This window comes from Actinoallomurus acanthiterrae, assembly GCF_054775715.1.
The window spans coordinates 10,248,209-10,265,945 of record NZ_BAAHCO010000001.1 but is presented as its reverse complement, the minus strand read 5'-3'; the positions used below and the strand labels follow the sequence as shown (position 1 = coordinate 10,265,945).

Annotated in this window: 23 protein-coding genes; 10 read left to right on the top strand and 13 right to left on the bottom strand. The window is 68.3% G+C overall.

Translation table 11 applies throughout. From position 1 onward, the window contains the following. Positions 1-6: 6 nt before the first annotated feature. The 5 genes from ACYVF7_RS48375 (at position 7) to ACYVF7_RS48355 (ending at position 4,191) form a co-directional block, all read left to right on the top strand. The gene (locus ACYVF7_RS48375) at positions 7-1,356 is read left to right on the top strand and encodes an OB-fold domain-containing protein (protein ID WP_460353040.1); all 1,350 of its coding nucleotides are present in this window, start codon (positions 7-9) and stop codon (positions 1,354-1,356) included. Next, positions 1,353-2,522, top strand: a complete 1,170-nt coding sequence (locus ACYVF7_RS48370; protein ID WP_460353038.1) for a lipid-transfer protein — start codon at positions 1,353-1,355, stop codon at positions 2,520-2,522. Before ACYVF7_RS48375 ends, ACYVF7_RS48370 begins: the two co-directional genes overlap by 4 nt. A 136-nt stretch (positions 2,523-2,658) precedes the next feature. Further along, positions 2,659-3,009, top strand: a complete 351-nt coding sequence (locus ACYVF7_RS48365; protein ID WP_460353036.1) for a hypothetical protein — start codon at positions 2,659-2,661, stop codon at positions 3,007-3,009. A gap of 60 nt (positions 3,010-3,069) precedes the next feature. Beyond that, the gene (locus ACYVF7_RS48360; protein ID WP_460353034.1) at positions 3,070-3,783 is read left to right on the top strand and encodes an SDR family NAD(P)-dependent oxidoreductase; all 714 of its coding nucleotides are present in this window, start codon (positions 3,070-3,072) and stop codon (positions 3,781-3,783) included. A 36-nt stretch (positions 3,784-3,819) separates the two neighbouring features. Next, the gene (locus tag ACYVF7_RS48355; RefSeq protein WP_460353032.1) at positions 3,820-4,191 is read left to right on the top strand and encodes an SgcJ/EcaC family oxidoreductase; all 372 of its coding nucleotides are present in this window, start codon (positions 3,820-3,822) and stop codon (positions 4,189-4,191) included. Between the two features lie 56 nt (positions 4,192-4,247). Here ACYVF7_RS48355 and ACYVF7_RS48350 read toward each other — a convergent pair whose 3' ends face one another. The 11 genes from ACYVF7_RS48350 to ACYVF7_RS48300 all read right to left on the bottom strand — a co-directional run bounded on the left by ACYVF7_RS48350 (position 4,248) and on the right by ACYVF7_RS48300 (position 12,784). Next, entirely contained in the window at positions 4,248-4,685 is a 438-nt protein-coding gene (locus ACYVF7_RS48350; protein WP_460353030.1) for a hypothetical protein, read from the bottom strand. A gap of 10 nt (positions 4,686-4,695) precedes the next feature. Beyond that, positions 4,696-5,502 carry a DUF6745 domain-containing protein gene (locus tag ACYVF7_RS48345; RefSeq protein ID WP_460353028.1) on the bottom strand — a complete coding sequence of 269 codons (807 nt, stop codon included), beginning with the start codon at positions 5,500-5,502 and terminating at the stop codon, positions 4,696-4,698. Positions 5,503-5,859: 357 nt separating this feature from the next. Next, complete coding sequence (locus tag ACYVF7_RS48340) at positions 5,860-6,324, bottom strand: hypothetical protein (RefSeq protein ID WP_460353026.1); 465 nt, start codon at positions 6,322-6,324, stop codon at positions 5,860-5,862. 208 nt (positions 6,325-6,532) lie between these two features. Then, complete coding sequence (locus ACYVF7_RS48335) at positions 6,533-6,865, bottom strand: hypothetical protein (RefSeq protein WP_460353024.1); 333 nt, start codon at positions 6,863-6,865, stop codon at positions 6,533-6,535. 112 nt (positions 6,866-6,977) lie between these two features. Further along, positions 6,978-7,628, bottom strand: coding sequence for a Type 1 glutamine amidotransferase-like domain-containing protein (locus ACYVF7_RS48330; RefSeq protein WP_460353022.1), 651 nt, complete (start codon positions 7,626-7,628; stop codon positions 6,978-6,980). Positions 7,629-7,655: 27 nt separating this feature from the next. Beyond that, a complete protein-coding gene (locus ACYVF7_RS48325) occupies positions 7,656-8,573 on the bottom strand; it encodes a hypothetical protein (protein WP_460353020.1) in 918 nt (305 codons plus the stop codon). A 77-nt stretch (positions 8,574-8,650) separates the two neighbouring features. After that, on the bottom strand, positions 8,651-9,460 hold the full coding sequence (locus ACYVF7_RS48320; protein ID WP_460353018.1) for an inositol monophosphatase family protein: 810 nt from the start codon (positions 9,458-9,460) through the stop codon (positions 8,651-8,653). 63 nt (positions 9,461-9,523) lie between these two features. Next, positions 9,524-10,036, bottom strand: a complete 513-nt coding sequence (locus ACYVF7_RS48315) for a GNAT family N-acetyltransferase (protein ID WP_460353016.1) — start codon at positions 10,034-10,036, stop codon at positions 9,524-9,526. Positions 10,037-10,275: 239 nt separating this feature from the next. Then, the gene (locus tag ACYVF7_RS48310; RefSeq protein WP_460353014.1) at positions 10,276-10,854 is read right to left on the bottom strand and encodes a PIN domain-containing protein; all 579 of its coding nucleotides are present in this window, start codon (positions 10,852-10,854) and stop codon (positions 10,276-10,278) included. Positions 10,855-10,866: 12 nt separating this feature from the next. After that, positions 10,867-11,400, bottom strand: a complete 534-nt coding sequence (locus tag ACYVF7_RS48305) for a helix-turn-helix domain-containing protein (protein WP_460353012.1) — start codon at positions 11,398-11,400, stop codon at positions 10,867-10,869. A gap of 1,018 nt (positions 11,401-12,418) precedes the next feature. After that, positions 12,419-12,784, bottom strand: coding sequence for an ATP-binding protein (locus tag ACYVF7_RS48300; protein ID WP_460358516.1), 366 nt, complete (start codon positions 12,782-12,784; stop codon positions 12,419-12,421). 219 nt (positions 12,785-13,003) lie between these two features. Here ACYVF7_RS48300 and ACYVF7_RS48295 point away from each other — a divergent pair, with 219 nt between their 5' ends. Genes ACYVF7_RS48295 through ACYVF7_RS48280 form a run of 4 tightly spaced genes read left to right on the top strand, consistent with a single transcriptional unit; the run spans position 13,004 to position 15,065 of the window. Then, a complete protein-coding gene (locus tag ACYVF7_RS48295; protein WP_460353010.1) occupies positions 13,004-13,792 on the top strand; it encodes a helix-turn-helix domain-containing protein in 789 nt (262 codons plus the stop codon). Further along, positions 13,789-13,881, top strand: coding sequence for a DUF397 domain-containing protein (locus ACYVF7_RS48290; protein WP_460353008.1), 93 nt, complete (start codon positions 13,789-13,791; stop codon positions 13,879-13,881). Before ACYVF7_RS48295 ends, ACYVF7_RS48290 begins: the two co-directional genes overlap by 4 nt. Positions 13,882-13,924: 43 nt before the next feature. After that, a complete protein-coding gene (locus ACYVF7_RS48285; RefSeq protein WP_460353006.1) occupies positions 13,925-14,362 on the top strand; it encodes a zf-HC2 domain-containing protein in 438 nt (145 codons plus the stop codon). A 10-nt stretch (positions 14,363-14,372) separates the two neighbouring features. Then, complete coding sequence (locus ACYVF7_RS48280) at positions 14,373-15,065, top strand: SMI1/KNR4 family protein (RefSeq protein WP_460353004.1); 693 nt, start codon at positions 14,373-14,375, stop codon at positions 15,063-15,065. 70 nt (positions 15,066-15,135) lie between these two features. On the opposite strand, the gene ACYVF7_RS48275 is transcribed toward ACYVF7_RS48280, so the two are convergent. Both ACYVF7_RS48275 and ACYVF7_RS48270 read right to left on the bottom strand, forming a co-directional pair. Continuing rightward, positions 15,136-15,534 carry a winged helix-turn-helix transcriptional regulator gene (locus tag ACYVF7_RS48275; RefSeq protein WP_460353002.1) on the bottom strand — a complete coding sequence of 133 codons (399 nt, stop codon included), beginning with the start codon at positions 15,532-15,534 and terminating at the stop codon, positions 15,136-15,138. 115 nt (positions 15,535-15,649) lie between these two features. Further along, positions 15,650-16,882: a hypothetical protein gene (locus ACYVF7_RS48270; protein ID WP_460353000.1), complete on the bottom strand. Its 1,233-nt coding sequence runs from the start codon at positions 16,880-16,882 to the stop codon at positions 15,650-15,652. A gap of 162 nt (positions 16,883-17,044) precedes the next feature. Between ACYVF7_RS48270 and ACYVF7_RS48265 the strand changes: the two genes are divergently transcribed. After that, a complete protein-coding gene (locus ACYVF7_RS48265; RefSeq protein WP_460352998.1) occupies positions 17,045-17,698 on the top strand; it encodes an NAD(P)-dependent oxidoreductase in 654 nt (217 codons plus the stop codon). Positions 17,699-17,737 lie beyond the last annotated feature (39 nt).

Below are 17,737 nucleotides of genomic sequence, written 5' to 3'. Positions count from 1 at the left end.
GTCACCTTGCACGACCAGTTGATGGCCCTCGCCGAGGAGCTGACCGCCGCGGGGGAGAACCCCGCGTCCCCCTGCCCGGACCCGGTGAACGCCGCCATGATCCGCAACTGGACCCAGGCGCTCGGCGACCGCGGCGACCGCTGGGCGGAGACCGCGCCGCCGGCGATGATCCAGGTCTGGTCGATGCCCGGGCTGGACACCGACAAGCCCGCGTCGATCGCGGACCGCGCCCTGACGCTGCTGAACGAGTCCGGGTTCACCGGCGTCGTCGCGACCAACTGCGAGCAGACCTACGACCGGTACCTGCGGCACGGCGAACGGCTGCGCTCGACCATGAGGTTCGGGGGCGTGACCGGGCCGAAGCGCACCGGCCTCGGCGAGGGCTACTTCGTCACCTGGTACCAGAGCTGGTACTCCGAGGACGAGCGCGTCGCCGAGATGATGTTCCGGGTGCTGAAGTTCCGCCCCCGCCCTCGCCCGGACCGCCCGGCGAAGGGGCGTCACCCGCTGCGGCCCGCCGTCGGCCTCGACACGCGCTACTTCTGGGACGGCGTACGCGAGGGCGAGCTGCGCATCCAGCGCTGCGCCGAGTGCGGACGGCTGCGCCACCCGCCCGGCCCGATGTGCCCGAGCTGCCACGCGACCAAACGCGACCACGTCGCGGCGAGCGGCCGTGGCACGCTCCACAGCTACGTCGTCCACCACCACCCGCCGGTCCCCGGGCACGAACCGCCGTTCGTCGTCGCCCTCGTCGACCTCGAGGAGGGCGTCCGCATGGTCGGCAACCTCCTCGACTGCCCGCCCGACCGGGTGCGCGTCGGCATGCCCGTCGAGCTGGTCTTCCAGGAGATGGACGACGAGCTGACCCTGCCCCAGTGGCGCCCGGCGGGAGCGCCTGCGCCTGCGGCGTCCGCAGGGTCGGCTTCGGGGGCATCGGCGTCTGGGGCGTCGGCTTCGGCGGCGTCGGCGGCTGCGCCGGAACCGGCTGCGGAGGCCGACGGCGGGCTGCCGGGGCTGAGCGTCGAGCTGACGCCGACCTTCGTCATCTCCACCGCGCTGGCCACCCGCGACTTCACGCCGGTGCACCACGACCCCGCGCTCGCCCGGGCCCAGGGGTCGAAGGACATCTTCCTCAACATCCTGACCACCGTGGGCCTGGTCCAGCGCTGCGTCCTGGAGGGCCTGCCGGACGCCGTCCTGGAGGGCGTCTCCGTACGGCTCGGCGTCCCCGCGTACGCCGGTGACACGTTGACGATGACCGGCCGCGTCGTCGACGACCGCACCGTCGAAGTACGCGGCGCGGTGAGCCTCGGCGACCACGCGGTCGCGACCGTACGACTCAAGGAGCGAGTATGACGATCTCCGGGCAGGCGGCGATCGCCGGGATCGGGGCGACGGAGTTCTCCAAGGAGTCGGGGCGCTCGGAGCTCCAGCTCGCGGCCGAGGCGTGCATCGACGCGATCAAGGACGCCGGGCTGACGCCGTCCGACGTCGACGGCCTGGTGACGTTCTCGTCGGACACCAACTCCGAGATCGCGGTGGCGCGGGAGCTGGGCATCCCCGGCCTGTCGTTCTTCTCCCGCGTCGAGTACGGCGGCGGCGCGGCCTGCGGCACCGTCGCCCACGCGGCGATGGCGGTGGCGACCGGGCAGGCGCGGACGGTCGTGTGCTACCGGGCGTTCAACGAGCGCTCGGGACGCCGCTTCGGCCAGGCCGCGCCCCGCTCGGAGCACGCCGCCACGTCCACCGACCTGGAGTTCTCGTTCCACCTGCCGTACGGCTTCGCGACCCCGGCCGCCTGGGTGGCGATGTACGCCCGGCGCTACATGCATGAGTACGGCGTGACCAGCGAGGACTTCGGCCGGGTGGCGGTCGCCATGCGCCGCCACGCGGCGACCAACCCCAAGGCGTGGTTCCACGAGCGGCCGATCACCCTCGACGACCACCAGGCCAGCCGGTGGGTCGTCGAGCCCCTGCACCTGCTCGACTGCTGCCAGGAGTCCGACGGCGGCGTCGCGATCGTCGTGACGAGCGCCGAACGCGCCCGCGACCTGCCCCACCCGCCCGCGATGATCAGAGCGGCGGCGCAGGGCGCGGGGCCGAACCAGATGATGATGTTCGGGTACTACGAGACGGACCTGACGACCCTGCCCGCGATGGGCCGCGTGGGGGACACGCTCTGGCGGCAGGCCGGGATCGGGCCGGACGACGTGCGGACGGCGATCCTGTACGACCACTTCACGCCGTTCGTCCTCGTGCAGCTGGAGGAGCTGGGCTTCTGCGGGCGCGGGGAGGCGAGGGACTTCGTCGCGGACGGCGGCATCGAGCTGGACGGGCGCCTGCCGGTCAACCCGAACGGCGGCCAGCTCGGCGAGGCGTACATCCACGGCATGAACGGCATCGCCGAGGCCGTGCGCCAGGTCCGTGGCACCTCGGTCAACCCGGTCGCCGGGGTCGAGCACGTCGTCGTGACCGCCGGAACGGGCGTCCCGACGAGCGGCCTGATCCTCGGCCGGTCGTGAGCGCTCGCGCTACTGGAACCGCATTTCGCGGTAAATCTTACATTGCTCGCTATTAACGGCAATTGTATTGTTCTCACGCCTTCTTGCTGCCTTGAGTGGAGATAGCTGCTTTTATTCATCAATGGGGGGAGGCTCGATGCGTCATATCGGTCCGCTTCTGCTGACGTCCGTCCTGGGCACCGGTCTGATCATGGGGATGGTTGAGGCTCCGCAGGCATCGGCGCACACCGGATCGGCGATGGCCCAGCGGAACACCGCGGTGAAGCCGAAACCCGATCATGAGAAACACGCCCGCGAGCCGTACGCCGCCGGATTCCGGCAGGGCTACTCCGAGGGATTCGCCGACGGCAAGAAGGCCTGCCGCAGTGTGGGTATCGCGGCGCAACGGCAGAAGACGACCACCGGCGTCGCCGCCTTCCGCGAGGGCTTCGCGGCCGGCTACCCGTCCGGCTTCTCCGCCGGATGCGCCATGGCCAAGCGCCATTGACGTCCTGGCTCGGTCCCGGCGTCCTCGGCCGGGACCGGCATTATCTCAAAGAAGACCATCATGAGTTCTCAGGACCAGAAGGTCGCCATCATCACCGGCGCGGGACAGGGCATCGGCGCCGGCCTCGTCGAGGCCTACGGCAGGCTCGGCTACGCCGTCGTCGCCACCTCGCGCACCATCGCCCCCTCCAACGAGGCGGGCATCCTGACCGTCCAGGGCGACATCGCCGACCCGGCCACCGCCGAGCGCGTCATCGCCGCCGCTGTGGAGCGGTTCGGCCGCGTCGACACCCTGGTCAACAACGCGGGAGTCTTCGTCGCCAAGCCCTTCACCGACTACACCCAGGACGACTACGCCACCGTGACCGGTGTGAACCTCGCCGGCTTCTTCTGGATCACCCAGCTGGCCGTCGAGCGGATGCTCGCCCAGGGCGGCGGTCACCTCGTGAACATCACCACCAGCCTGGTCGACAACGCAGACTCCCGCGTCCCCTCCGTGCTGGCCTCGCTGACCAAGGGCGGGCTGCAGTCCGCCACCAAGTCCCTCGCCATCGAGTACGCCACCCGCGGCATTCGCGCCAACGCCGTCTCACCGGGCACCATCAAGACCCCGATGCACCCCGTGGAGACCCAGGGGGCGCTCGCCGCCCTGCAACCGGTCGGCCGGATGGGCGAGCCCAGCGACATCGTGGACGCGGTGATCTACTTGGAGAACGCCCCGTTCGTCACCGGCGAGATCCTCCACGTCGACGGCGGCGTGAGCGCGGGTCACTGAGCGTCGCTTTTCCAGCCACCCGACAGGAGAACCGTGATGGACGGCACGACGGACACCGAGGCGATCCTGCGCGGCGTCCTCGACCAGTGGAAGGCGGCCGTCGGCGCCCACGAGCCGCATCGGGTCGCCTCCCTCTTCACCGAAGACGCGACGTTCCAGGGGCTGCACCCGTACAGCGTCGGAAGGCAGGGCGTCGCCGACTACTACGAATCCCAGCCCCTCGGCCTGTCGGCCGCGTACCGCATTCTGGAAAGCAGGCGCCTTTCCGACGACCTCGTGCTCGGATACCTGGCCGTCGACTTCTCGTTCACGGACCGGCCCACACTGAGCGTCAACCTCGGCGTACTGCTGAAGCGTTCGGAAGGCGACTGGTACATCACCCACTACCAGGTCTCCCGCCTCGACTAGGTCGATTGAGATCTGTCGCGCCCGCGCCAATGGACATGGCGCGGGCGCGAGGCGGGTCAGTCCGCCACGAGGCGGCTCTGGCGTCCCTCGCGCTCACGCTGCCGCCGGACGACGTACGTCCCGGGCGCGCAGCCGGTGGCGCCGTGCTCGGGATGCAGCAGGTAGGCGACGGCCGACGTCTCGAACACGCCGATCGCGAGCCCGTCGGAGTCGGAGACGCGTGTGGTCCAGCGGCAGGTGCCCGGGTCGGCGACGAGCGTGTGCGGGTTGCCGCCGGCCTCGCCGCGCAACAGCTCCACGCCCTCGGCCGGCACGTCGGCCCAGGCAGGGTCGGGCCAGAAGCTCATGGCCACCGCGATCATGGAGAAGGGGATGACGATGAGGTCGCCCTGGGCCTGAAGCCCGTCGACGACGGGGATGGTCACCGACGTCTCGAGATGGTCGAGGACGGCGAGTCCGGTCTGCTGGGACAGGGAAGCAAGTGTCACGGTCATGGAGATCACCTCAGGTTCGTCGAAGAAGGAGGGAGTACTGATCGGCGGACAGCCCGTACGTCCAGCCGGCGGCGGCGATCGGATCGTCGAGGAAACCGGGCACGGTCAGCCCGTACCTGCGGCGCCGCCCGTCGCGTTCCACGGACCCGTTGACGGCGAGGAGCACCCGGGTGTCCCTGCGCAGGTCGTACAGCCGTAGTTCGGAGCCGGGGTTCCCCGGGTCCGGCGCGGTCGCGATCAGGCGCAGCCCGGCCTGGTCGATGTAGGAGGACCAGCCCAGGCGCTCGATCGCGCACCGCCGGACCTCGACATTCGTCTCATCGTCGATCCGCTCGACGGTCGGATCCGCGACGACCCAGGCGGGCACCGGCATCCCGTGCCAGGCGTACATGTCCCAGCCGTCCGCGTACCGCACGGCCGGACCGTCCGCACAGTGCAGCCGGACCTCGCCCTCATCACCCCAGACCTCGGTGTGCAGGGCCACGGGCCGCTCCGCGACGACGCAGACGTCTTCGCGCGGCCACCACCATCCGCAGGAGCCGGCCACGGTCTTCCAGAGCTCGACCTGCCGACTCTGCTCGAGCGTGAAGACCGTTCCGGTCACGCGGCGCAGCGCCTCGTAGCGGGCGACCCAGGAGACATCCCGCAGGCCGTACCAGGGACTCCTCAGATAGTCCCGCGAGTCGTGCGCCGCCCCCAGCGTCAGGTCGAGCGACCTGCCGGTGGACTGCTGGAGCGACAGCTGGACGGACCGGTAGGTCAGCTGGTACGTGGATCGGTCGGTCCATCGGAAGCGTTCGTCGAGGTCATGGCGCAATCGCCCCCTCAGCTGTCTGATCTGTGAGGGTACGGGCCATTCGGACAGATTCTCGATCGCCTCGCATCGCCGGGGACGAACTCCCGGCGGAACCGTCGTCAGCGCGGCGACGGGCGAGGACACCCAGTGAAACCGTGGCGGATCGAGCCCGATCAGGCGATAGAGCTCGGAGATGGCGGCCTCTGCGGCCGGACGGTCGGCGGGCGACGTCGACAGAAGCCGGCCCAGCCATTCTTCGCGGATTTCGGCAGCTTCCCGCTGCTCCGGCGCGCTCACCCGATGAAGGCGGCGTCCGCCCTTCCAACGATCATGCCTGAAGGGTGACAGATCGACCGCACCCCTGTCCACCGTCGGCCGTCAGTTGTGGCCGCCAGGACCGCCGAGGGTGAGCTTGACCTGGCCGGCGTCGACTTGAGCGGCGGTGAAGTTCACGACGCCATGGTGGGCGACCTCGATGCCGTAAAGCTTCTGTTTCGGGACGCCGGTCACGGTGAAGGGGAATGTACATGTCGTGGGGCTGTGGCGGGAAACGCCACCAAAGTCCATGAACCCACCGGTATGGGCTTGGGATCCGACGGTGCCGGAACCGACCTTTTTCCTCTTGGGGTCGTAGACGGTCACAGCCGCTCCGGCAGCGATGTCGAGATAGTCGCGGCCCATGGTGTAACAGTAACCGTCATCGGTCCATTGAAATTTTGTTGTCGGCGCATTCCTGTCCTCGACAACGATGCTTCCCTTGACCGCGACTCTCGGTGTTGGATGGCTGCATGCGGTGAGGGCCAGAAAAGTGCACGACATCACTGTTAGGGCACGGTTGTTCACGTAGATTGTTCCGCTTCGGTAGGGATTTCGGGTAGAGGCAGCTTCTTGCGCCGGGATCGCTCCATGGCGCGTCCCGCTCCGCCTTCGCGGCGTCCTGGCGAGAGGGGGGACGCGGTGACCGTGGTCGAGGGTTACCGAGCTGCGATCACGGTGCAGTAACTCTCTAAGGTCGCGACACGCAAAGGCGCACGATGCGTCACCCGCGGTGCTAGATCCAGCGATCCATCCCTCTTCGAGGGATGTCGAGAGGCGCCGAACAAAGCCGCTTTCCGGTTACGTCGAACTCCTCGAACATCCCTGTCCAGATCAAGGCGTCATCCAGCAGCCGATCCACGCGGGCCGCCGCTTCCAGCGGGGTTGCCGCCCGAAGAACTGCTTCCATGCGTACGACACCGCCTGGCTGCGATGCGAAAACTAATTCACACTGCCTCGTGTCGACTCGGGAAGAAACGGCCTGTCGTAGTGATTCCAGCGAGTCGGTCGGGTCGTCGCCTGCTGGGCGAGTGATCTCGATGATGACTTCATATTGACGCCCTTTCATGATCTGCAGCCTATTTGAGGAACCCTGTCCAGGCGATCCCGAGGCCGGCGCGCGAACACGCAGCCGACTTCCGCTGAGCGGCATCCCGTACTGGGCGCGGAGTGGCCGCCGGTCAGTGGACGCGGGCGTCGTCGCCGTCGATCACTAGTACCTGGCCGTCGCGCAGCGGCCGGTGGGCCACGCCCTCCGCGCGGTACCGCGCCGCGACCGCGTTCAGTGCCTCGCTCTCGGGGTGTCCGGGGGAGTCGACGTGCGGCACGATGGCGTGGTCGAGGACGCCGAGGCCGGTCCAGGTCACCGGTTCGCCGTAGGTGCCGGGAACCACCTGGGGGTCGTCGCAGTGTTCCAGGCCGCGCAGGCTGGGCGCGAGCACACAGGCTCCGGCGCTGTACCCGGCGTACACCAGCGCGTCCCGTCGCAGGAGGTCGGTCAACGCGGTGTCCGCGCCGCTGCGGGCGAGCGCGTGGCGGAGCATGAAGACGTTCCCGCCGCGCACCCACACGGCGGGGAAGCGGGCGAGCGTGGTCGCGACACCGTCTCCCGGCTGATCGAAATAGTCGCGTAGATCCAGCTCCACCGGTCGCAGGCCGAGGCCGGTCAGTGCGTCGATCTCCCGGCGGACCCCGGCCTGGCGTTCCTCTTCGGGCTGGGCGTCGATCGCGTTGGCGACCACCGCGATGTCCTTCGGTCTGGAGCCGCCGAGCAACGCGAGCAGCCGGTCCGGGTGGTCACCCAGGCGGAACGAGGAGAGGTACATGCGCATCAGCGGATGGTCACTTCCATGTCGTGGTCATCGGTTCGGATCGGGCAGCAAGGCGTCGGCGTCGAGGGGCCATGTGGCGGTGCGGAGCGTGAAGCGGTCGTCGTAAGGGAACCAGTCCCACTCGTCGGCCGGCATGGGGGCCGTGACGAAACAGCGGTTCAGGAGCAGCTCGCGGCGCCGATCGAGGGGCAGTTCCGCGTTGGCGTCCCGCTCCGAAGGGCGGTGGCCGTCGCCCAGATACCGTTCACCGTCCCAATTGAGGTGCAGCCCGTCGCGGTCGTCGTAGAAACGATGAAACGCGGTCCGGTATTGGGAATTGCCGCCCCAGCCGTCGGCGAGGTCAGTGGTTCTTCGCGGCTCGCGCCGGTGGGCGAAGTACAGCGTGGACGTGGTCGCCACTTCGGGATCGATCAGGCGAGAGGGCGCCCGTACGTGGACGCCGGCCCGGCAGAACAACAGGTCACCGAACCGGAAGCCCGGCCACACGATGCCCTCCACCATCACCTGGTCGGCGTCTTCGTCGGTGCTGACCGCGAATATCTCATGGTGAAACGGCGAGAAGGCGCCGGTCGCCGGGAGGCGTTCCAGGCCGACCCGGTCGAAGAACCACTCGTGGACGAAGAGGGCCTCGCGGTTCAACGTGCGCCCGCCGGTCGTGCCGAGGGCCGGCGCGGGCGCGCCGGCGGGGCATCCTCTCTCGATCAGCAGGTCGCTCGCCCGGCTCACCGCGTAGAGCGCGAACAGGGCTTCCTGGTGCCACGCCCGCGACTCCTCGTCACCGGTGGACGGCCCCGGCGGCCACTCGCGGTGGCGAAGCGGCGCGATGGCGTCGAACAATCCGGCCACTCGGGCGACCCACTCACGTAGGCCACGGCGCTCTTCGCCGTGCTCCGTTTCGAGCAGGCGCTCGTAGAACCGCCGGTAGACGAAGTGATCGAGGTCCACCGGCCTTGTGTACGGTCTGGCGCTCCGTCCACGCAACCGGAGAAGGGCGCGGCCCGGGACCGGCGATGGACCTGGGCTCAGGGGCGGTTGTGACTGGTGATCATCTCGAGGATCGCGCCGTGTGTCGCCAGGTCGGCTGCCGCGATCAGTCCGCCTGGCCCGGTGTGCAGTGGTTGCCCGTGGATGCCGGTCACGATGCATCCGGCGGCCTGGCACAGGGCGAGCCCGGCGGCGAAGTGGACGCTGTCGTGGAGGTGGCCGTCGGTGACGTAGGCGGCGCGGCGGCCGGCGGCGACCCAGGCCACCGCGAGGGTGGTGGAGACGACGCGGGGGCGGAACCGTTCGATGAAGCGGGGGTCGCTGAGCAGGCGGGTCGCCTGGAACCCGGGTGCGTTGGGGAACGGTGGGTCGAGGTTGACGTCGACGAGTCGTGACGCGGAGGACGGGGTGAGCGCGGTGTCGGTTGCGTCGCTGCGGCGGTAGGAGCGTTGGCCGTCGGTCCAGAAGACCTCGCCGGTGAACGGGTCGGCCGATGCGGCGGCGGTGACGGTCGATCCCTGGCGCAGTGCGACGTTCACGGCGACCAGCATGTTGCCTACGGCGTAGTTCAGCGTGCCGCACAGGGGATCGACCAGCCATCTGCGGCGAGCGTCGTCGGTGCCGGTCTGCCCGCTCTCCTCGCCGGTCACCGCGTCATCGGGTCGGGCTGCGGTGATGATCTCCACGATGGTCTTCTCGGCCTGCAGATCAGCGGCGGTCGCGAAGTCACCGGCACCTTTGTCCACCCGGGTCAGTTCGGCGCCGTACATGCCCCGGACCACGGCCGCCCCCGCCAGGGCCGCCTCGACGGCCAGTTCAGCGTCAGTCCCGGTCGTAGCGATCAGCATTCGCGCAGCATAACCGCGGGGCCGGGATCGGCAGTGGCGAGCACGGCCGATCCCGGCCGGTCATCACTGCGCGACAGGCCTGGTGATGTGGAACCGAGTGGTCTCCTCTTCCACGCTCGAGCGTTGGAAACCGCAGTTCTCCAGCACGCGGACCGAGGCGGGATTGGCCAGTTCCACACCGGCGCAAACCGTGTGGACCCCTGGTGCGGCGAGGCCGAATTCCACCATCGCGCGGGTGGCCTCCGTCGCATAGCCGCGACCGCGACGAGAATCCACGACGCCGTAGCCGATTTCGAGAACACCGTCGCTGGGCGGCCAGAACAGGCCGATCGAGCCGACGACGAGACCGCTGTCGCGTTCGATGATCAGGCGGTGTCCGAACTCGCCCAGCGTGTCGTCGGGGTGTTCGGAGATGAAGCCGGCGATCACGCGATCGCCTTCGGCGGGGAAGTCATCCGCCCAGTACGCCGAGCGGGTGCCGTTGACGACGGCGGTGACCTCTTCGGTCGACCACGTCCGCAGGATGAGGCGGTCGGTGGTCAGCTCGGAATCGGCCGATGAGAAGAAAGAAGACACGAGAGAAGAACTCCTGGTCGCTGAAAACGACCCGGGCCGCGAACTAACCTCGCGCGGACCGGATGAGGGTGTGCCGAACAGGGCTGCTGGCAGCCATATTCATCAACCTCCCGACATCCAGCCGTACGCGTATCTCGCGCCGACGGCGACCGTAGCAAGATCTTCTCTGTCGGGCAACGCGACAAGGCCACCTCCGGGCGGGACCTCACGGTCCGCGTCCGCGCGGGGGAGTCGGTCCATTAGCGAATCTGCTGCATGGTATGGACCGCAGTGGTCATGGCGTAACGTTTTGCGAGTATGTCCAGCACATCGTCTACGCTGACCGGCGGTCCTTTGCGGCCGGAGCGCTCGGCGATGGCTACGATTGCATTGAACGCTCGGAAGGGCTCCAATTCCACGGTGCTCGCGGCGAACTCGGCCGGCGATATGACGTCGATCCCCTTCGGGAGTCTGCTCTGTGGAAAGTCCTTTAGGTTGTGCGTAACGATCGCTCCGGCTCCGGCGACGACTGCTGCGGCAGCGACGTGTTCGTCGTCTGGGTCGGGGAGGCCGTAGGTCCCCTCCAGGCCCTCCCAGCCATGAATCTCTGCGTCGTCGAAAGCCGAGCGCATCTGTTCGATCAGGAACCTGGCACGTGCGGCAGCTTTGTCCTCGTTCTCGCCTTGACGTACTAATTTGGCGGTTTCGTGGTATTCGAGCTCTGCGAGAATCGCCGCGCTCCAGACGGGGCGATACATCCCTTCGACTGCAAGAGAAAGCAAGAAGTCGCGCTGCAGGCTGGGCCACAAGACGCATGTATCCAGGAGCGCAGTGAACATGTCGCCATTTTGTCAGGGCGCTTGGCGTCGATGACGACGTTTCGCGACAGCCTCTCGGGCTTCGCGTAGCTGTTCCAGAACAGTATCAACGTCTTCTTCGTCGTTTATTTCAACCGCAGTGGCCTCGAGCGCGGCGTATTGGGCGGCGCGTCGCTGCTCGCGATAGGTGAGCAGGTCGCGAAGCAGGATCCGACGGTGACTGCCCGCTCGTTCGAAGGGAATCCTGCCCTCGTCGAGTAGCTTGACCAACGTCGGACGGCTCACGCCCAGAAGGTCTGCGGCCTGCTGGGTCGTCAGCGTCTGGGTCAACGGCGCGACGGTGACGGCCAGCCCCTGTTGAAGTGCCTCGACCACGTGACGAAGGGCGCGGTAGATCTCTGCGGGGAGTTCTATCCGATCACCCGGCGCAGACCCTGCCAGGAAGTAGCGTGGTGCGGGCCGGCCTCGACCGGCCTCCTCGTGTGCCTTGAGGAAGTCATAAATCTCGGCGACCTGACCACGAGCATCCGGTAGGTAGGTCTCTTGCTGCAGGTTGGCTAGGCTCATGACGCCTCCTCGCAAGAACCGTACCTAATTTCGTTTCTTTCGTCTAGGCCGCCCAGGGCGTGCCTGCGATACCTCGTGCGCGGTCTGCTGGAGATGGCCCGATCTTCGCTGTCCGGGCGACGCGAGAAGCTGATCTTCTCCCCCGACAGCTTGCCGAAGGAGATCGAGCATTGAGCCGTAGAGACGCCACCGTCTGTGACACGGGCGGATGCAGGGCGCTGACCTTCTATCCGCGGGTCACGGCGACCGGTGCGCCGGAGAGGTGGACGCGCACCGGGGACGGCGACGCCTGCCCTGCCTGCAGCGCGGTGCCGCCGAGCAGGAGTGAGGACCGCAGTCACCTGATATCGAACGCGGTCCTCCGCGCGGCGGAGGCGCGGCGCGTCGATGGTTGCGTCTGGCCCTGACGATCGGCCTGTCGGCGGACACGGGGGTTCGCCGTAAGGAAGGACGCGACGGCCGTTCCTGCCTTCTAGCGTCATTACCGCTGCTGACAGCGGCATTGACCGACTAGGGAGGCGCACATGGTTGGGAAGCGGGCTCGGGAGGTCTACGAACGGATCGCCGAGCCGCTCGGCCTGGACCACACCTACGACGTGGGCGCGGCGGTGGACCTTCCACGACCCCGGGTGGACGGGGACATGCAACTCCCGTCCGAATGGCCCCTCGCCGGTTCTGGCCCGGAATTCGTGATGGTCACGGCCAGCGGTCGTTTCGGGGCGTCCGGACCTCGGGCAAGCCGGGAACGTCCACAGGACTTTGCTCTGCTCACCTCAGGTATGCATCGGACCGTTCCAGGTGTATACCCGGGGTAAGCAGAGCAAACAGCGCAGGGAGGCGGGGGGGCGCGGGCGGGACGGCTGCGGCCGGCCATGGACCGCTCGGCCCGGTGAGCAGGCAGGACCGCCCACTCCGGTGCCGTCCATTACGGAAATTGAGCCAGAACCCCCTCGCCGACACGACGGAACTGACCCCCATCGTCCCGGCGAAGGAGGCGTGGCGATCCTGAACTTCCCGGTCATGGGCCGAAGCGGGCCCAGACGACCTTGCCGGCTCTGGGGGAGGGGTACCAGCCGAGGCGTCCGCCGGTGAGTTCGTTGATGAGGAACAGGCCGCGTCCCGTCTCGGCGGCCTGGTCGGCATCGATGATGCGCGGCAGGTTGGCGCTGTCGGGGTCCCACACGCCGACCTCGCCGACGCGGTGGCGAGGCGTCGCGACCCAGATGAGGATGACCTTGCCGGGGTAGAACCGGCAGGCGTTCGTCGTGAGTTCGGTCAGGATGAGGCGGCCGAGGTGGCGGACGTCGCTCGACAGGCCCCAGGATTCGGCGGCCTGGTCGACGAGGTTACGCACCAGGTAGACATTCTCGGCGCATGCGTGCATTTCAAGAGTGAGTCGTGGGGGCGGAGTCCATTTCTCCTGATTTGCAGTGTCCATCGAACACCCTTTCGTCGAAACTCGCTGTATTCGCGTGATGACATGTGGTCACATGGTCTGTGGATATCGACGCCGTTGGTGACGACTGTCGGATCCAGGGGCGAACACGCCGACTTCGGCGACACGAGTCGCGAACAGTCGCGAGACGAGTGAGGAGTGGTGACGGTGGCCGGAAAGGAACGACCGGGAACGCTCAAAGTGTTCGGCTCGGTGGTGCGCGGATACCGCTCCGCCGTCGGTCTGTCGCAGGACCAGCTCGGAGAGAAGATCCCCGTCTGTGGCTCACATATCGGCAAGATCGAGCGCGGCGAGACGCGCTGCGATCGATCCATCGCCGTCAAGCTCGACGAGCTCTTCGACACGAAGGGGACGCTGCCCTCGCTCTGGGACGAACTCGTCCTCGACGCGTCCTTCCCCGTCTGGTTCGACTGGCCGACGATTGAGGTCGACGCCGTCTCTCTCGAGGCGTACCAGTGCCTCGTCGTCGACGGACTCCTGCAGACCGAGGATTACGCCTCGGCCCTTCTCGGCGGTGACAAGGCCGCCACCGCCGCGCGAATGAGGCGGCAAGCGATCCTCTCCCGAGAGGATCCGCCGCCGCCCCGCATATCCGTACTGCTGGCCGAGGGTGTGCTGCGCAACGAGGTCGGCGACCGCGACGTCATGCGCGGGCAGCTCGAGCACCTGCTCGCGCTCTCGTCCCCGCGCATCTCCGTCCAGGTCGTCCCCGGTCCGCTTCGCCCAGCCGACAGCGCCGGGGCCTTCGTCCTCGCCACCCTTCCGGACCGCACCGAACTGGCGTACGTGGAAACGGCCTTGCGCGGAATCACGACCAGCGAATCGGATGATATTCGCCTACTCTCGGATACGTATGATGAAATCCGTTCGCGGGCACTCCCGGTGGAGATGTCCCGCGACCTGATTCGCCGGATTTTGGAGGAACGATGGACATGACGGACGTCACCTGGCGGAAGAGTAGTCGCAGCGCCGGAAACGGTGGACAGTGCGTCGAGCTGGCCGTCATCGAGATCACTGCGGACTGACCGAAATCGCTAATTAGGACGGATTTTGGAATAGGCTGCCGGGGTGGAGATCGACGAGGGGGTTCGGGCGGAGTCGGTCGAGCATTTCGCCGCGGATCTGCCCCGGCTGCTGTCGTTCGACCTCACCGACGGCGAGACCGCCGAGGTCGTCGAGCACCTTCGGGGATGCGAGGCGTGCCGCAGGGAGCTGGTGGAGGCGGTCGCGGCACAGTATCCGCCGGAGGCCACCCTGCCGCGCTGGTACACCGCCGAACCGGAGCCGGTGCCGAAGAGGACGCCGCGCCGGCCCTACATACGGCGGCTACGATCGGTCGCCGGGCCCGCGAAGGCTTCGAGGAACCGCCGTTTCGTCGGACTGCTCCTCGTGCTGCTGTTCATCGTCACCCTGTCCGTGATCCGAAGCTGTACCAACCTGACGCATCACCACTCCGGCAGGGCGTCCGCCGTGGCGTCGATTTCGAACGTCGGGCCGGTGTCGTAGGCTCCGCCGCGTGGACAAGATCGACTGGGGCGACGTGCGCCGCAGGGTGACCGACCTCGCCCGCATGCCAGGTGCCTCCGGCGTTTTCGGCCATCACGGGCACCGTTTCGAGCTGGAGCCGGTGCTTCGCCCCGATGAGCTCGCCGAACTCGAGTCACAGCTCGGCGTCACCCTGCCGGACGACTACCGGCAGTTCCTGCTCAACGTCGGGTGCGGCGGTGCCGGGCCCGCGTACGGGGTGTTCCCCGTTCGGCGTACGGGCGAGGGACGGTGGCACTGGGTCGGTGACGGTGCGGATCTCGCCGACCCGGCCAGGCTCGCCGAGCCGTTCCCCGCCAAGGGACCGGACCCGGCCGTGCTCGAGGCTCTCCTGGCCGAGCAGCCGGAAGAGGAGAATTTCCCGGTCATCGAGGACTTCGACGCCGCGTACGAGGCATGGGATGAACGCTGGGTCGCGGTGCTGTGGGCCGAGGCGCGGACCGCAGGTGCCATCTGCCTGTGTCATCTGGGCTGCGCGCGGCGCGAATGGCTGGTCGTCAGCGGGTCTGAGCGAGGGAACATCTGGGCCGATCACCGCGTCGACGACGAGGACCTCTTCCCGCTGACCGGCAGCGACTCCGGCCGTGACGAGGGAGATCGCGTGACGTTCGGGACGTGGTACCTCGAGTGGCTGGAGCAGGCCGAGGCGAAGGCACTCTCCTGAGCTCGTGGCCCGGGTGCCATGGTCTCAGCCGTCGTGAGCCGCCTTCGACGAGGGGACACCTCCTCGTCGTTCACGTCTCTGGGCGCTTCAGGAGCGCCGGGCGGGGCGTCGACTCGTACGTTCGGCGGGCTTCGAGCAGGGCGGGGAGGTGGTCCCTGCTCCAGGCGCGGGCGGAGTCGATCAGTGTCAGAATGCTCCGGCCCAGCGCCGTCAGCTCGTACTCGACGCGGGGCGGGTTCTCGTCGTACGCGGTGCGGGTGACCAGGCCGTCGCGTTCCATCGCGCGCAGGGTCTGGGTGAGGACCTTCGGGGTGATGCCGCGCAGCGGGCCGCGTAGCTCGGTGAACCGGCGCGGGCCGCCTTCGAGGCAGAGCACGACCATCGCGGTCCACTTGTCGCCGATCTGGATCGGCATGGCGCTCGACGGGCAGACGGGGTCGAACATCTCCGGGTCCAGCGGCTCGGGCATGGCCCCGGACCCTATCCCGGCATCGGTCACCGACGCGCTTACCGCACGGCCTGGCCGAGACCGGGGGTCGGCACCTCGTCGCGATCGGCAAGGGCATGCCCGGCCCGCTCGGCGGTTACCGTGAATCACGTGGACGGCCGCTGTAGACGGCGTGTGCTTTGGCGATCGTGGCGGCCTCTGCGCTCGCCGCTTTCGCCTCGTCGACGCGGTCGAGCCGGCGTAGGCAGGCACTCAGGTTGAGCAATTCGTCGTGTAGAACACGCTCGGCCTGGCGTACGCCCTCCAGCGCGGATTCCAGTTCTCGCCGCTTCTCCTCGCGTGGATCCTCGTTGTACCGATGGTCGTCGTACCAGTCCCACTCGTCCAACGCCTCCAGCCGTCGGTGTCCTTCTCGGAACTGGCACACGCTCTCACGGCGGACGCTCACTGCTTCCTCAATGGCGGCCAAGGCCTCGTTCGGCAGGCCCAGCGAGAGCAGGCGGGTGCTGAAACTGTGCCAGACACGTGCCAGCGTGAGGCGATTTTCGCGGTGCCGGATCTCTTCGATCGTCTCGGTGAGGCACACGGCCGCCTCTTCATTCCGCCCGCTCCGGACCAGGCGCTCGCTGAGCAGGTCGACCATCGATGCGTACTTGTCCGTCGAGTCGGGCTGCTTGCGCCAGTACGCCGCGACTTCGGCGGTCACCTCGGCGGCCTCGGCAACGCGGCCGACGCTGTCGAGCTGATCCGCATGAACTGCCAATACGTGGCTGAGCTCAAGGTCCGCCGACGCGGCCCCAAGGCGCCCGAGCCGCCCACGGACCTCGTTCACCGCCACGGCCGTGTACTGCGCCGCCTCGTCGTGGCGGCCGAGCCTGGTAAGGATCTCCGCCCGTCGGCACACCATCCGCCAATACTCGGCATCCCGAGCCGCAACGCCCGCGGATCGGCCGATGCTCGACAGCCGCAACTGCTCGTCGAGCACTTCGAGCGCCTCGCCGTAGTGCCTGACGTCCATGAGGTTGCTGAACAGCGCGGCCAGGGTGCGGCGAATCCGGTCGGCGAAAGCGCCTGGTCGGGCAGCGGCGAACTCGCGATAAATCATCAGTTCCTCGCGATGTGCCAGCACGGCGAGGTCTTCCCATCCCAACGTCGTCAGCAATTCGGCGAGCTCGCCCAACGACTTAGGCAATGCGGTCGATGTGGGCCACGCCTCCGGGGGATGCCCGCGTAGCCGTTCGACCTCTTCCATCCGGTCCTTCGCCCACCGGACGGTCTTGTCCGGCCGGACCAGACCCCGATAACGAGTGGGATCCACTCGGCGTTCGAGCATCCCAGGACGGACGACCTCGGGATTCGGCTCCTTCATCGGCCTTGTATAACACGCCTTCGGTATAACGACGCGCGGTAAAGACAGCGGACCACTCGGCCAGGTTCCCGGGCCCTATCCCGGTATCGTTGAGGTAACCAGTATCCCGTGGATACCGTCCCATCGCGGCGGCGAGGTGCGCCGCCGGAGGGGAGTCACGGCATGAGCGGGATCGTCATCTTCGGGGCGGGCGGCCGGGCGGGGCAGGCCATCACCGCCGAGGCCCGAGATCGGGGTCATCGGGTGACGGCGGTCGTGCGGGACCCGGATCGGTACACCGATCTCGGCGTACGGGTGGTGCGGGGCGACGTCACCGACGCGCGGGCGGTCGCCGAGGTCACGCGAGGCAACGATGCCGTGGTGAACGCGGTGAGTCCGTTCTCGGGGCCGGAGCAGGGGTTCGACGGCCTCGATCCGGAGTTCTTCGTCAAGGCCGCCGACGCGCTGCTGCACGGTCTGGCCGAGTCCGGGGTGCCGCGGCTCGTCGCGATCGGCCTGTTCGCCAACCTGAGGAAACCGGGTGGCGGCCTGGTGATGGACGATCCGTCGGCGTTCCCGGCGGAGATCCGGCCGTTCGCCGCCGCGCACACGGCCGGCCTGGACCGGCTCCGTACGGCGGACACCGCCGTCGACTGGGTGATGCTGACCCCGCCCGCGCGGCTGGAGGCCGAGGGCACCAGGACGGGGCGCTACCGGACCGGGGGAGAAACAGCGCTGCCCGAGTCGCGCCTGTCGTACGCCGATCTCGCCGTGGCGGCGGTGGACGAGATCGAGGCGCCGCGTCACCACCGCACCCGGGTGTCCGTGTTCGCCTGAGCGAGGGCGGCGGCCCGGCCACCGAGATGGCCGGGCCGC

Excerpts from the sequence above, each read along its gene's own strand:
- ACYVF7_RS48370 (WP_460353038.1), top strand. The coding sequence starts at position 1,353 with ATGACGATCTCCGGGCAGGCGGCGATCGCCGGGATCGGGGCGACGGAG.
- ACYVF7_RS48365 (WP_460353036.1), top strand. The coding sequence starts at position 2,659 with ATGCGTCATATCGGTCCGCTTCTGCTGACGTCCGTCCTGGGCACCGGT.
- ACYVF7_RS48360 (WP_460353034.1), top strand. The coding sequence starts at position 3,070 with ATGAGTTCTCAGGACCAGAAGGTCGCCATCATCACCGGCGCGGGACAG.
- ACYVF7_RS48355 (WP_460353032.1), top strand. The coding sequence starts at position 3,820 with ATGGACGGCACGACGGACACCGAGGCGATCCTGCGCGGCGTCCTCGAC.
- ACYVF7_RS48350 (WP_460353030.1), bottom strand. The coding sequence starts at position 4,685 with ATGACCGTGACACTTGCTTCCCTGTCCCAGCAGACCGGACTCGCCGTC.
- ACYVF7_RS48335 (WP_460353024.1), bottom strand. The coding sequence starts at position 6,865 with ATGAAAGGGCGTCAATATGAAGTCATCATCGAGATCACTCGCCCAGCA.
- ACYVF7_RS48330 (WP_460353022.1), bottom strand. The coding sequence starts at position 7,628 with ATGCGCATGTACCTCTCCTCGTTCCGCCTGGGTGACCACCCGGACCGG.
- ACYVF7_RS48320 (WP_460353018.1), bottom strand. The coding sequence starts at position 9,460 with ATGCTGATCGCTACGACCGGGACTGACGCTGAACTGGCCGTCGAGGCG.
- ACYVF7_RS48310 (WP_460353014.1), bottom strand. The coding sequence starts at position 10,854 with ATGTTCACTGCGCTCCTGGATACATGCGTCTTGTGGCCCAGCCTGCAG.
- ACYVF7_RS48305 (WP_460353012.1), bottom strand. The coding sequence starts at position 11,400 with ATGAGCCTAGCCAACCTGCAGCAAGAGACCTACCTACCGGATGCTCGT.
- ACYVF7_RS48300 (WP_460358516.1), bottom strand. The coding sequence starts at position 12,784 with ATGCACGCATGCGCCGAGAATGTCTACCTGGTGCGTAACCTCGTCGAC.
- ACYVF7_RS48290 (WP_460353008.1), top strand. The coding sequence starts at position 13,789 with ATGACGGACGTCACCTGGCGGAAGAGTAGTCGCAGCGCCGGAAACGGT.
- ACYVF7_RS48275 (WP_460353002.1), bottom strand. The coding sequence starts at position 15,534 with ATGCCCGAGCCGCTGGACCCGGAGATGTTCGACCCCGTCTGCCCGTCG.
- ACYVF7_RS48270 (WP_460353000.1), bottom strand. The coding sequence starts at position 16,882 with ATGAAGGAGCCGAATCCCGAGGTCGTCCGTCCTGGGATGCTCGAACGC.
- ACYVF7_RS48265 (WP_460352998.1), top strand. The coding sequence starts at position 17,045 with ATGAGCGGGATCGTCATCTTCGGGGCGGGCGGCCGGGCGGGGCAGGCC.